The sequence below is a fragment of the Actinomadura citrea genome (assembly GCF_013409045.1).
Lineage (GTDB): Bacteria > Actinomycetota > Actinomycetes > Streptosporangiales > Streptosporangiaceae > Spirillospora > Spirillospora citrea.
This window is the reverse complement of sequence record NZ_JACCBT010000001.1, coordinates 1784653-1796997: the sequence shown is the minus strand read 5'-3', so window position 1 is coordinate 1796997 and position 12345 is coordinate 1784653. Positions and strand designations below refer to the sequence as shown.

Below are 12345 nucleotides of genomic sequence, written 5' to 3'. Positions count from 1 at the left end.
GGCGTCAGCAGAGCGGAGCGCGGCCTCCGTCGGCGCAGAGCCGGTCGACGGCCTCCGTCACCGTGCGGACCGGCACGATCCGCAGGCCGGTGCCCTTGGCCGCCTCGACCGCGGCGGACCGCTGCCAGACCGGCACGAAGAACACGTCCATGCGCGCCTTCACCGCCGCGCGCACCTTCTCGGGGACATCGCCGACGCCCGTCACGGCCCCGCCGAGTCCGATCGCGCCGGTCCCGGCGACGCGGTGCCCGCCGGTCAGGTCGCCCGGGGTGAGCGCGTCGAGGCGGGCCAGCGCCAGGATGAGCCCGGCCGACGGCCCCTCGACGGGACCGAGCGGGTAGGCGGTGAGCGCGACGGTGGGGCCGGCCTCCGTCCCGGCGAGCCGGGCGACGGGCATCCGCCGGACCTCGGCGCTCCCCCACGCGTCGGCGGACGTGCGCGGGACGACGAGGACGTGCACGGTCGCGCGCCCGGCGGTCGCCGTCTCCAGGTCGGCCGGGGCGCGCAGCGGGATCAGGCGGTCGGCCGTGCCCGCCGCGAGGAGGACGTCGCCGGGGCGCAGGCCGCCGTCCCGGGCCGGTCCGCCGACCGCGCCGACCTGGAGGCCGGCGGCGCTCAGGGGCGCCCGGCGGGCGGCCAGCTGGGCGGCGACCAGCGCGGCGTGCGTCTGCGCGGTGCTCATCGCGTCGCCGCCCGGCGCCGGACCGCCGCCGCCGCGCCCGCGCCCGGCGTCCCGGATCACGTGTTCCCCGGTGAGCTCGGCCTTTCCCCACTGGAGCCAGTTGCTGCGCTGGACGCGGGACGTCATGACCGACCAGGACCCGCCCTCCGGGCGGCCGACCTCGATCGCCGGGCCGGGACCGACGCGGTTGTACGGTGAGCCGCTCATCCCGAAGACGGCCAGGACGACGACGGCCGCGACCACGCCGTACAGCACACGGCGCCCCACCGGCACCCCAGCCTGCTCGCTGCCGCTCCGGATGGTCCTCGCACCCCCGTTATCATGGCGCCATGGCGCGGATCCTGGTCGTAGATGATGATGCGCGTCTCGTCAAGCTCGTGTCCGGTCTGCTGCGCAAGCGCCACTACCAGGTGGAGTCGGTGGCCAACGGCGAACTGGCCCGGCTGGCGCTGCGCCGCGGGGACATCGACCTCGCACTGCTGGACATCAACCTCCCCGACATCGACGGGCTGTCCCTGATCGACCAGCTGCGCGACCAGGGGAACACCACGCCGATCATTCTGCTGACCGCCCGCTCCGAGCCGCACGAGCAGGCGCTCGGGCTGCGACTGGGCGCGGACGACTACGTCGTCAAGCCCTTCCACCCGGAGGTGCTGATCGCCCGGATCCAGGCACTGCTGCGGCGCAGCGCGGGAAGCATCGCCCGGCACGCCGGCGAGACCCGCGGTGACCTGCTCGACATCCCGCCGGTCCGGGTCGACTTCACCGCCCGGCAGGTGTTCAGGGAGGGAGCGGAGGTGCGGCTGGCCCCCATGGAGTACGCCGTCCTGGAGTTCCTGGCGGTGAACCGCGGCCGGGCGGTCTCGAAGGAAGAGATCATGCTGCACGTGTGGGGCACCGACCGGGGGGTCTCCCGGACCCTGGCCGAGCACGTGTCCCGGCTGCGCCGCAAGCTCGGCGACGGCGTGATCGTGACCCGGACGGGCTTTGGGTACCTCATTCCGGCGGCTCCGGAGGATTCCGCAGCCACAGCTCGGTGACCAGGACGTTCTGCGCTTCGAGCCGGCACCACATCTGGTCGCCGTCGGACTGCATGGTGGCCCGCCACCGGGCCAGCCCCAGGTGATCGCCGACCCCGCTGGTCACGCGGGCCGGCCACGGCAGCCCGATCCGGGTCCGCATCGGTTCCAGATCCGAGCGGGTCAGGTGCCGGGCGACCGAACGCACGGTGTGGACGGTGAAGTCGTCCTGCTCCCGCGCCGAGACCTGCTGGTGGGCGAGCACGCCCAGCAGGGCGGAATGGGTCCGGACGGTGTCGGCCACGATCCGGTCCGCCTTCTCGCCGGGCGACCGCGTCTCCTCCAGGTCGGTGAGCAGCCGGGCGAGCCCGTCGATCGCCGATCCGAGCAGTTTCGCGTCCTCGTCCCGGTTCCCGATGGCCGTCTCCCCGAGCAGCCCCGCGGTGACCGAGGCGATGGTGAGCTCGCCCGCCATCCGGTGCGCGAACCCCCGGGTGAACCTGTCGTGCCACAGTTCCGGCGGCGTCTCCGCGTCGTTACCGATGATCACCGCGGACGCGGCCGTCAGCGGGATCGCGGTGAGCGCGCCGCTGGTGAAGACCGATCGCCAGGTCAGCGCCTGGCCGGCCGCGACGAGCGTCTCCCGGTCCAGGGTTCCGCCGCCCGGACCGCTCAGATCCTCTACGCCGCAGGGCGGGACCCCCGCCGGGGCGTGCACGACCACCGGAACCACGGTGGCTCTCCCTCAGGCCTTCTCCGCGGCGGCCTTGTCGGCCACGAGCTGGTCGAGCGCCTCGCGCAGGTCGGTGCCGGTCTTGACGACGCGGACGTAGTGCCCGGTCAGCCGCCCGGCGAGCTGGGCGTTCAGGCCGCCCTCACCGATACCGCCGGAGAGCTGGTGCTCCTCGACGGCCACGATCGCGTTCCCGCGCTCGGCGAGCGCGTCGGTGACCTGCACCGGGTTCATGGCGTTGACCAGGAAGGCGGCCGGGTCCTTGGCGTACTCGATGATCTCCAGGCGCTCCCTGCCGTAGCCGTGGTTCAGCAGGCTCTGGGCGCCCTTGAGCCGGCTCGCGCCGCGGCCGATGCAGGCTCCCCGCGCGTCGACGCCCGTGACGGTGGGCGCCACGGCGATCTTCGTCTTCGTCCCGGCGACGCGGGCGATGGCCTTGATGACGACCTTGCCGTTGAGCAGTTCGTCGACGAACCCCGCCAGCAGGCGTTCGACCAGTTCGGGCGCCGTGACCGAGAGCATGAGCCGCTCGGAGCCCGGGTCCGGGCCGGCGGCCACGCCGACGACCAGCGCGATGACCTTGCTGCCCGGCGCCAGTTCGGGCGGGGCGGCCCCCTCCGGGAGGTCGAACGCGTCGGCGCGCGGCAGAAGGGCGTCGCGGGCCTCTCCGGTCGCGACGTCATAGACGGCGCAGCGGAAACCGTCCGGCCCGCTCGACTTGATGTGTGCGGTCACCGTCGTCCCGACGAGCGGGGACTCGAGACCGAGATCGCTGAGGATCGTTTGCACCGTCACTCTTCCTTTCGTTGGCAGACGAGGCCCGTGGCATCGCCTGTTCCTACCGCAGCCTAAGCGCGCACCCCCTGACCTCTAGAGTCCGTCGGTTCCGCGATCCGCAACCCGACGCGGCGAACTGGTTCTGCGTTCCCTCGTCCGACACACCGCGCCTACACCAAACAGCCATCAGCGCGGCAACAGCAGATCCATAGAAGGTCAATTTTTCGTCAACGAACTTGTCGCGGCGTTCCCTTCCCGGACAGTTGCGCCGCTCCCCGCGAAGCGCTCAACTGCGATCTTCCGCCGCGACCCGTCCACCTGCCCCCCGTGACCGGCCGATCAGGAGCCTCGCGACCGTCCGAACGGCCTGCGAACGTATCAACGATCTGTTTCAGTTCCGACCGTTCCCGGTCCGTTCGGCATCGAACGTGCATAGCTACAACTCCAGCCTCGCATTCCCGACTAGCCGAGGGAGACGGATGGACATCGAGCAGCCAGCGCGTGGCGAGCGCCCCACCGCCGACGAGTTCCGTACCCGCAACGACGAACTCTTCGCCAGGCGCCACGAGCTCCAGGATCGGCTCAGCGCGCTCCGCGCGCGGGCCGACACCGGGGAGCTCGACATGCTCTCGGAACTGGTGCTGCGGCGGGTCGAGCGCGAGTTCGACGACCTCACGCTCGAGATCATGATCGCGAACTTCGGTCTCGTGCGCAGGTACGTCACCATGTTCACCTCGAAGTCGAGCGAGCACATCGAGGACTTCGAGAGCGCCGGCAAGGTCGGCCTGCTGTGGGCGATCGCCTCCTACGACCCGAACCGCGGCCCCTTCGCCAGCTGGGCGTTCAAGCCGATCCAGCGGGAGGTGCTGCGCGCGGTGCGGGACGCCGACCACCCGAACCTCAATCCCGGGGACTTCGAGAAGCGCCCGGCCATCCTGGCGGCCGAGCGGGCGTTCCTCGAGGAGGCCGGGCCGGACGCCCCGGTCGACCACGCCGACATCGCCCGCCGCGCCGGGGTGACCGAGGCCCAGGTGCGCCGCGTGCTCGACGCCCCCCGGCTCGACAGCCTGCACACGGTCGCGGGCGGCTCGGGCGAGGACGACGTCGCGTGGGAGGACCGGCTGCCCGACGCGTCCCCGAGCATCGAGGACGAGGTGCTGCTCCGCTTCGACCTGCGCGCCCTCAGCAGCCGCGGCTTGCCGTTGCTCGACCCCCGCGAACGGTACGTACTGACGCGCCGGTTCGGACTGGACGGCGAGCCGGAGCAGGCGTTGCGCGTCATCGGCGAACGGCTCGGGCTGTCCCGCGAAGGGGTGCGGCAGATCCAGCAGAAGGCGCTGGCCAAGCTGCTCCAGCCCGTCGTCGAGACACCCGAGGGCGCCCGGAGAATCGAGGGACGGGCAGGATGAACGACGGACGGGAGCACGCGGGCGGCCCCGGCGCGGGACCGGCCGGGGGCGCCGGAGAGACGTCTGCGTGGATCATCATCGATGACACCGCGGACGCCGCCGCCGAGGAGCCGGCCGCCGCACCGCCCGCGGCCGGCGGAGAGCCCGCCGCCCCCGAGTCCGAGCAGCCGCCGCAGAGTCCGAAGCCCTCGCAGGGCGACCCCTGGGCCTCGCTCGGCACCTGGGACTCCTGGAGCGCCGCCCCGGGCGCGCCTTCCGAAGCCACCGGCGACACCTGGAGCGCTCCCGGCTCCGCGCCCGGCGGCACCGGCACGCCCGCCGCCGGCACCAGCGCTCCCTCCGGGCAACGGAACACCCCGCCCGCCCCGCCGACGAACCCGCCGGCCCCCCAGCGCAACGCCCCGCCGACCCCCCGGCACAACACTCCGCCTGCCTCCCAGCGCAACGCCCCGCCGACTCCCCGGCAGAGCACCCCGCCTGCCTCCCAGCGCAACGCCCCGCCGACCCCCAAGCACAACGCCCCGCCGACTCCCCGGCAGAGCACCGCGCCTGCCTCCCGGCACAACGCCCCGCCGGCCCCCCGGCAGAACGTCCCGCCGAGCGCCCAGCACAACGCCCCGCCAAGCCCGCCGCAGAACATCCCGCCGAACACGCAGCACGGCGCTCCCCCGAACTACGGCGTTCCACCGAACACGCAGCACAGTGTTCCGCCCAACCACAGTGTCCCGCCCAACCAGGGCGTTCCGCCGAACCACGGGGCGCCGCCGAACCACGGCGTGCCGCCGGGTACGCCGCCCGGCGCGCCCTACGGCGCTCCGGCGAGCACGCCGCATGCCGCCGCACCCGGTGTCGGCTACGCGCCCGTGAACGCGCCCGGTGCGGCGCCCCACGGCTTCCCGGAAGCCGGTGGCCCGTTCCAACCGGAGCCGGCCGCGGGCTGGGCGCAGGCCGCCGACCAGAGCGGCACCACCGGTCCCGCGCAAAACGCCTGGTTCTTCGACGAGGGCAACGACGACGTCCACGCGGACGCGATGGAGGACGCCGGAGCCGGAGGCGCGGTCCGCCGCATGCTGCCCGGCCGGCTGCCGCGGCCCGGCGCCTTCGACCTGATGCCCACGATCATCACTTTCTTCATCACGTGCATGAGCGTCCTGCTGGTCGTCGCATCGCTCATGTGGCGGCCGGACGTGCCCTAGCCGCCCCCGGCACGCCCAGTGAGCCTGGCCGACGCCCCGAACCGGCCGGTCAGGCCGGGGTCGCGTTCCAGAGGCTCCGCATCTTCTCCCGTGCCTCCTCCGCCGCGCCGAAGACGCGTGGCGCACGGTCCAGGACCGCCGTCAGGTCCTTCGCGGAGCACACCCACACGCCGGCGGCCGTGGTGAACGGCCGGTTCCGCATCCCCGGCACGCACACGACCGCGAGGACCGTCCTGCCGCCCAGCTTGCGCGACAGCCTCCGCGCCTGGTTGGCCGCCTGCCGGACGGGGTCGCCGTGCAGCACGCGCTTGCCGACCCGCATGGCCCCGTCCTCGGTGGAGACCCGGCCGTGCCCCGTCTTCACCTCGATGGCCGCGGCCCCGCAGCCTCGGGTGAAGACGACCGTGTCGCAGTCGCCGCCCCGGGCGCCGAGCACGAGCCCGTAGGCCGCCGCGACCGACTCCGTGCGCCGGACGGCCGCGCGCACCTCACGCTCGGACCGCGCGCCCACGGCCGACCGGCGGGCCTGCCCCAGCGCCCGCGTCGCGCGGATCCACGCGTACCCGCACCCCGCCGCCGCGGCCACCCCGGCGACCGCAGAGGTCGCCCTCAGCGCACTCGCGTCCAGGAGCAGCGCCCCCAGTAGGGCTCCCGCGGCCGTGACGGCCAGCGTGGCGGCCCCGGCGGCGTAGAGCGACCCCCGGGTCCGGTGCCGCCACATCTGCCGGGAGACGAAGTCTCCGGCCCGCCCGACCTCGTACATGGATCTCCCTTGGACGCTTGCCTGCGGGCCGCGGATCAGGCCCGGGCGCGGAGCCGTTTGCGGCGGGCCTGCTCGGCGTCAGCGCGGCGCGGCGTGGGCCGGCCCTTCGCGTCCTGCGCGCCGCGCGCCGCGCCGCCCGCCTCGCGCGCGCCGGCCCGGCGCCGCCGGATGTTCTTCAGCGCCCTGAACCAGATGACGCCCTGCTCCGACCCGTCGCGGATCACGTCCCGGACCTCGCGGGCGAGCCACCCGACGGACCGCCAGGCGAGCCGCCAGATCGTCAGCGCCATGCCGGCGATCATGAAGTTCAGCACCGAGGCCAGCCCGGCCACCTGCCCCCAGGCGGCCGCCTCGCGCACCCCGCACCGGCCCGTGCTGAAGAGCCCGCCGGGGCACTCGCCCGGCACCAGCACCACGAGCGCTCCCGCGGCCGCGGCGAGGGTGCACAGCGCGGCGGCGGCGGTGATCCTGCCGATGGTCTTCTTCCAGCGGCGGTGGAGCCGCACGTTCAGCCGGACGACCGCGGCGGCGGCGACGCCCGCCGCGCCGGCGGTGACGACGTCCCCGAGGTCGAACGTGACGACGTCCCCGTACTGGAGGATCAGCAGCCCGATCGAGACGCCCGCGAGGACGAAGCCGAGCAGCACGACGATCGAGGCTTCCAGGGCGATCGGCAGAAGGTCGATCCGCCGTGTCCGGGCCTCGTCCTCCGGCCGCGCCTGGTCCTTCGGGGGCGCCTCGTCCTTCGGCCGGCGTCGCGGCGGCCTCACACCGGCCCCCTCGTCCCCTGCGGGGCTCCCAGCGGGAGCGTCGCGGGCGCGGTGAACGGGTCGGGCGGCTGGTAGCGGGCCAGTTCCTGCTTCCGCATCGGAATGATCACGTACTCGACCCGGCTGGCCGGCTTGTTGACCCGCAGGTACCCCTCACCGGTGCCGAGGGCCCGCAGTTCCTTCGGGAAGACGATGAACTGCTCCTCCCCCATGGCCTGCAGGTTCTGGACGTGGCCGTCCTGGCCGACCCGCTCGCTGAACTTGTTGTTGTCGCGCATGCCGAGGAACTCCGCGCACTTCTCCGCGGCCTCGGGGGACGACTGGGCCATGGCGACCAGCCAGTTGATGTTCTGGGTGAGCCGCGACCAGTCGTCGCCGTCCTTGTCGATCCAGTCCGTCGGGCCCTGGGTGCAGAGGATCATGTTGAACATCGCGGACCGGACCCTGGACAGCATGTTCATGGCGATCTCGCGGTCGATGAAGTTCGCCTCGTCCACCACGATGAGCCGCGGCCGGTCCTTGGGGGCGCGGCCCTGGATCCGCTGCGCGGCGTACACCGACAGCCGCTGCAGTGCGGAGGAGGACAGGATCTTCGCCATGTCGGGCTGGCCGAGGGAGTTGAGCCCGATGTAGGTCAGCCCCTCCCGCCGGACGTCGATCATCTGCCGGTCGGCGGCGGGGACCAGGATGCGGCGGCCCGCGCCGGAGTCGTACAGCCCGGTCAGCTTCGTGCCGAAGCTGGCCGCGGAGGCCGCCTCGTCGCGGGACGGCCGGAGCACGTTGGTGTAGCGCTCGGTGCAGTACCCGAAGCCGCGGACCCCGTCGATCGCGAGCACCTGCTCCTTGACGGCGCCCTTCATGCTCTCGCCCTGCTCCATGATCTTGCCGATCTCGAGCATGTTGGGCGGGGAGAACCTGTCCGGTGCGATCTCGGCGGCCTCGTGGAACATCTGGACGACCTGCTGGAGGACCTTGCGGTTCAGGGCCTGCCAGTACGCGTCGTCGAACTCGACCATCGTCATGATGGTGTCGAACGCCTCGTCGGCGGACATGCCCGCGAGGGCGTTGAACCAGAAGGCCGGCTGCTCGTCGCCCAGGGCGATCTCCTGCATCGGCATGCGGTGCGCCTGCGCGTAGGCGCGCAGGAAGTCGCGCAGGCCGCCCGGCTCGGTGTCCTCCTTCATGTCGAGGACGGTGACGTCGAAGCCCATGTCGAGTGCCGCCCCGATGATCCACATCAGCGTGACGGTCTTGCCGCTGCCGGTGGAGCCGACGACGGCGCCGTGCATGCCCATCTCCTGGGTGCTCAGGAAGACCGGACGGTCGTTGGCGCCGAGCCCGAGGGGGATGGTCTTGGCCTTGATCGGCGTCTTCCTGGCCTTCTCCGTGGCGTACGGGCCGTGCACCGCCGGGATGTCGGCCACGGTCACCCGGCTGGCGACCCGCTTCTTCAGCATCTCGCGCCGGCCGTCCCTGGGAGTGATCGGATCGTCGACCAGCTCCTTCTGCCGGAACCAGGTGCCGTCGAACAGGTCGACGAACTTCTTCTTCTTGCGCAGGAAGGACGAGAGCGTCATGATCGCCGATCCCCGGGCCCTCCCGACGATCAGTCCGAAGAGGCCCGCGAGCACCGCGGTCAGCGACAGCAGGACGGTGACGGGCACCTTCCCGGGCTGCCCCGGGCCGAAGTCGGCGAAGCTCGCCAGCCAGTAGCCGTAGGCGTACGCGTTGTCCTTGGCCCGCAGGGCGAACCCCACCACGCCGGCCAGCGAGACGATGATCCAGTCGCGCCGGGCCAGGAAACGGCGCAGCGCGATGAGCAGCGCCCAGGCGCAGAGGGCCGGGATGAGCACGGCCAGGATGACCGCGAACACCAGCAGGACCACGGTGGGGAAGACATAGCCGCCACCGGCCAGGTCCGCGGGCCTGCTCTCCGGCCCTCTCGGGTCCGCCACGTTCACTCCTTACGCTGAGGTTCCCGCATCAGCCGCCGCTGTTGCCGACCTGGTCGACGCTGGTGAAGATCTTTCCGACGAGGTTGCTCATCATTTTGACCCCCTGGACGGTGAGGCCGAGGTTGAACAGCATCCCGCCGATGAGCAGAGCGAAGATGAGCGACTTGAAGGCCTCGCCCGGACGCCCGCGGCCGATGCCGTTGATCATCCGGAAGACGCCGAACACGACGATGACGACCGCGATCGCGCCGCAGATCGCGACCAGCGCCTTGCCCGCGGGCGAGGTGAAGAAACTGTCGGCGCCGGTCTGGCCGAGCTCCGGTCCCGCGAGTATGTGAAAACCAGGAACTGACATCCTTTTTCCCTCCATGGTTTGAGGTCCCGGTCAGTTGTTCAGTGCGTTGCTGTAGGGGTTCAGTTCCGCCGCGGAACCGGCAGGTCCCCACGCGAGCACCGGGGGCTGCGCCCCGCTGGCTCCCACCAGCAGGTCGAAGTCAGCAAAATTAGTGAATGGCTGGACGTTTCCCTTCTTTCCAGGGACCGTCCCGGTTTGTTCGGCTCTGGCAAGCATGATCCGCACCCGGACGACGAGCTGGTCGTCGAGCGTCTTGATCGCCGAAAGGATCTGCACGGCCTGCGACGAGTCCGCCAGGCGGAACCCCGAAAGGCCTTCGTAGCGGTGCTTGGCGTCCTGGTCACCGGTGACGGCGAGCAGTGCCGTCGAATCACCCGTGGCGTAGGCGGCCGCCCATCGCAGAATCTGGTTTTTGGACTCGGTGCTGACTTCCGTGGTCAGTTGCCGGTAATTGGTGTAGTCGCCGGTCCCCTTGGGCTTGCCGGCACCGTTCTTCCAGACCGAGAAGGCGGGAGAGGCGGCCAGGCGGGGCCCCGAGGGGTCGAGCAGCACCGTCACGTCCAGTTGGAGCACGTGCGAGCTCACCGCCGGCGATTCGCTGCCCCCGGCCGGCGGGCTGCCCTGCGGGTCGGCCGTCGTGCCCGGGGCCGGCGTGCCGGTCGCTCCCGCCTGGGGGGCTCCGCCGGACGGCGACGCGGCCGCCCCGCCGGTCGGCGACGCGGATGCCCCTCCGGTCGGAGACGCGGACGCCCCGCCGGTCGGAGAGGCGGCCGGCCTGCCGGTGGCCGCCGGGGACGGAACCTGCGTGGTCCCCTCACCCTGATCGGGCAGCACGACGAGGTAGTGGTGGATCTCGAAGTCGGTGAAGCCGAGCTTCTCCGTACCGAAATGCCGGGGGGTGAATCCGACCCAGTTCAGCGCCCGGTAGTCGAGCGGGGTCGAGCGCCCGTCGGGGCCCTCCGCGGACGCCCCTTCCGGGTCGAAGGACTCGGCGCGGGGCACGTCCTGCATCCTGCCGGCCAGGAAGTTGACGGCGGCCGTGTACGAAAGGTCGCGCCCCTGCGGGGTGACCGAAGACAGGTCGGGCTTCTCGCTCCCGCTCGAGAGTGCGACGAACACCGCGACGATGCTCAGCCCCGCGGCCACGAAGAGCGCGACCAGGATCCTCCTGGCCCGCCTGCGCGCGGTCGGCTCACTGGAACGCCGGGCGGGCACCATGGTGAAACGAGTGGGTGACTGTTCCGGCATCGTCCCTCCTCTATTTGTCATGTTGCAGCCAGGACCGTGCGGCCCTCACGCGGATGCGCAAGTGCCGGCCGCACTCACCCGCGGCGGCGATCGTTCCGGCCGCGGCGGCGGCCGCTGGACAGCTGGGTGGACGCCGTCAGCCGGCGTCCCTTGCGGCGGGGGGCCCGCAGCCGGTTCGCCCCCGGCATCTCCTGCTGGGGGTAACCGCGCGAGTCCCAGCGGACGGCGTCCACCGGGACGCCGCCGGGCAGCATGCGCACGGTGCCCGAGGCGGTGCGGCGCAGCGGCGAGATGCCGATGTACAGCCGGACCGGCCGGCCGTCCACGTAGAGCCTGCGGTTGCGCGTCCCGTTGATCTGCAGCCCCAGCCACGTCGCCAGCGACTCCCCGTTCAGCGGGGACAGGCTGACGGACGCCCAGCCGGCCGCCCCTCCGAGCACCGGGCCGTACATCAGCGCGTTCAGCCCCGGGCCGAAGACGAGGAAGGCGATCAGGAACCCGAGCGCCGCCCCGACGATCACGGCGATGAGCGTGGTCAGCCTGACCGTGCGGGGCAGCGTGATGTCCTTGTTCAAGCTGCCGATCACCGCGGGCGGCGGCTTCAGCATGTTGGTGGCGGCCAGCATCGCCGGCCCCCTGACGCGGTCGTCCTCCTCGCTCATGCCTGGAACCGTGCGGGGTTGCACCCCGGACGCCATAACGATTCGCGACACGTCGCCGCCCTCCGGTTGCCCGGACGCCCTCGCCCGCGACGGTCAAAGGCATGCCGAAGTTGACCGACTACGCCCGCCAGGGCTTCCGGCGGCGGCGTCTCTTCCAGGAGACCGAGCTGCCCGAGTGGTGGAACATCGCGGTGTGGGCCGGTGTCGGCGGCATCATCCTGATGCTGGTGGTCAGCGCGGTGTTCGACCGCGATGAGTCCTCCGGTGCCGCCCCTTCCGCGAGCCAGGCACCGCGCTACCAGGTCCAGACACTCGACCCCCGCGGTCTCACCGCCTCTCCGAGCCCGGGGGAGGCGACGCCCACAGCGTCCGGGAGCCCTTCGCAGGTGCTTCCGACGGGAGCAGCCGCCAGCAACTTCACCGCCACCGCCGCGACCAGGGTCCCGATGACGGACGGCGGCGCGACGGTCGTCCCGGCCGGCGCCCTCAACGTGGCCGTGGCCTCCGCCAGGGCCATCGTGACCGGGAACTGGAAGGGCGTCCCCATCATCGGCACGGCGCGGCCGTCTCCGGCCAAGGCCATGCCGCAGGGATCGGCGGTGCAGGGGATCACCGTCGCGGATCCCACCAAGACCGGCAACAGCCAGTACCGGTTCAGCGCGACGATCACGCATGCGGGCGGGGCGAGGCCGGATGTCGTCGACCTCCTGGTGGAGCCGGACGGGCGCGGATACGCGGTCCGGGCGGGATAGCACACTCGGCGACTCGATCCGGCA

At 72.3% G+C, this 12345-nt stretch carries 13 protein-coding genes; 4 read left to right on the top strand and 9 right to left on the bottom strand.

The genetic code is table 11. The features are described 5' to 3' along the window. Positions 1-4 precede the first annotated feature (4 nt). Positions 5-949, bottom strand: a complete 945-nt coding sequence (locus BJ999_RS43455) for a S16 family serine protease (RefSeq protein WP_179832797.1) — start codon at positions 947-949, stop codon at positions 5-7. A 62-nt stretch (positions 950-1011) separates the two neighbouring features. Between BJ999_RS43455 and BJ999_RS08605 the strand changes: the two genes are divergently transcribed. Beyond that, the gene (locus BJ999_RS08605) at positions 1012-1722 is read left to right on the top strand and encodes a response regulator transcription factor (protein ID WP_179832796.1); all 711 of its coding nucleotides are present in this window, start codon (positions 1012-1014) and stop codon (positions 1720-1722) included. Here the strand turns inward: BJ999_RS08605 and BJ999_RS08600 are convergent. After that, positions 1679-2434, bottom strand: a complete 756-nt coding sequence (locus tag BJ999_RS08600; protein WP_179832795.1) for a hypothetical protein — start codon at positions 2432-2434, stop codon at positions 1679-1681. The two genes, BJ999_RS08605 and BJ999_RS08600, sit on opposite strands and share 44 nt — an antisense overlap. Positions 2435-2446: 12 nt before the next feature. Beyond that, complete coding sequence (locus BJ999_RS08595) at positions 2447-3223, bottom strand: hypothetical protein (protein ID WP_179832794.1); 777 nt, start codon at positions 3221-3223, stop codon at positions 2447-2449. Between the two features lie 467 nt (positions 3224-3690). Between BJ999_RS08595 and BJ999_RS08590 the strand changes: the two genes are divergently transcribed. Together BJ999_RS08590 and BJ999_RS08585 are read left to right on the top strand one after the other, a co-directional pair. Further along, the gene (locus BJ999_RS08590; protein WP_179832793.1) at positions 3691-4620 is read left to right on the top strand and encodes a sigma-70 family RNA polymerase sigma factor; all 930 of its coding nucleotides are present in this window, start codon (positions 3691-3693) and stop codon (positions 4618-4620) included. Then, positions 4617-5816, top strand: coding sequence for a hypothetical protein (locus BJ999_RS08585; RefSeq protein ID WP_179832792.1), 1200 nt, complete (start codon positions 4617-4619; stop codon positions 5814-5816). Before BJ999_RS08590 ends, BJ999_RS08585 begins: the two co-directional genes overlap by 4 nt. A 49-nt stretch (positions 5817-5865) precedes the next feature. On the opposite strand, the gene BJ999_RS08580 is transcribed toward BJ999_RS08585, so the two are convergent. The 6 genes from BJ999_RS08580 to BJ999_RS08555 form a co-directional block, all read right to left on the bottom strand. Then, positions 5866-6579, bottom strand: a complete 714-nt coding sequence (locus tag BJ999_RS08580; protein ID WP_179832791.1) for a nuclease-related domain-containing protein — start codon at positions 6577-6579, stop codon at positions 5866-5868. A gap of 35 nt (positions 6580-6614) precedes the next feature. After that, entirely contained in the window at positions 6615-7349 is a 735-nt protein-coding gene (locus BJ999_RS08575) for a hypothetical protein (protein ID WP_179832790.1), read from the bottom strand. Next, entirely contained in the window at positions 7346-9304 is a 1959-nt protein-coding gene (locus tag BJ999_RS08570; RefSeq protein WP_179832789.1) for a helicase HerA-like domain-containing protein, read from the bottom strand. Before BJ999_RS08570 ends, BJ999_RS08575 begins: the two co-directional genes overlap by 4 nt. 28 nt (positions 9305-9332) lie before the next feature. Continuing rightward, the gene (locus BJ999_RS08565) at positions 9333-9659 is read right to left on the bottom strand and encodes a hypothetical protein (RefSeq protein WP_179832788.1); all 327 of its coding nucleotides are present in this window, start codon (positions 9657-9659) and stop codon (positions 9333-9335) included. Positions 9660-9689: 30 nt separating this feature from the next. Further along, positions 9690-10805 carry a hypothetical protein gene (locus tag BJ999_RS08560; RefSeq protein WP_179832787.1) on the bottom strand — a complete coding sequence of 372 codons (1116 nt, stop codon included), beginning with the start codon at positions 10803-10805 and terminating at the stop codon, positions 9690-9692. A 176-nt stretch (positions 10806-10981) separates the two neighbouring features. Beyond that, on the bottom strand, positions 10982-11569 hold the full coding sequence (locus BJ999_RS08555; RefSeq protein WP_179832786.1) for a hypothetical protein: 588 nt from the start codon (positions 11567-11569) through the stop codon (positions 10982-10984). Positions 11570-11670: 101 nt separating this feature from the next. Between BJ999_RS08555 and BJ999_RS08550 the strand changes: the two genes are divergently transcribed. Beyond that, positions 11671-12321 (top strand): hypothetical protein, encoded by a 651-nt coding sequence (locus BJ999_RS08550; protein ID WP_179832785.1) that lies wholly within the window; start codon positions 11671-11673, stop codon positions 12319-12321. The last annotated feature ends 24 nt before the right edge of the window (positions 12322-12345 follow it).

What these genes read in the sequence shown, in the direction of transcription:
- BJ999_RS08605 (WP_179832796.1), top strand. Translation starts at nt 1,012, where the DNA reads ATGGCGCGGATCCTGGTCGTAGATGATGATGCGCGTCTCGTCAAGCTC.
- BJ999_RS08555 (WP_179832786.1), bottom strand. Translation starts at nt 11,569, where the DNA reads ATGAGCGAGGAGGACGACCGCGTCAGGGGGCCGGCGATGCTGGCCGCC.
- BJ999_RS08580 (WP_179832791.1), bottom strand. Translation starts at nt 6,579, where the DNA reads ATGTACGAGGTCGGGCGGGCCGGAGACTTCGTCTCCCGGCAGATGTGG.
- BJ999_RS08550 (WP_179832785.1), top strand. Translation starts at nt 11,671, where the DNA reads ATGCCGAAGTTGACCGACTACGCCCGCCAGGGCTTCCGGCGGCGGCGT.
- BJ999_RS08565 (WP_179832788.1), bottom strand. Translation starts at nt 9,659, where the DNA reads ATGTCAGTTCCTGGTTTTCACATACTCGCGGGACCGGAGCTCGGCCAG.
- BJ999_RS08585 (WP_179832792.1), top strand. Translation starts at nt 4,617, where the DNA reads ATGAACGACGGACGGGAGCACGCGGGCGGCCCCGGCGCGGGACCGGCC.
- BJ999_RS08590 (WP_179832793.1), top strand. Translation starts at nt 3,691, where the DNA reads ATGGACATCGAGCAGCCAGCGCGTGGCGAGCGCCCCACCGCCGACGAG.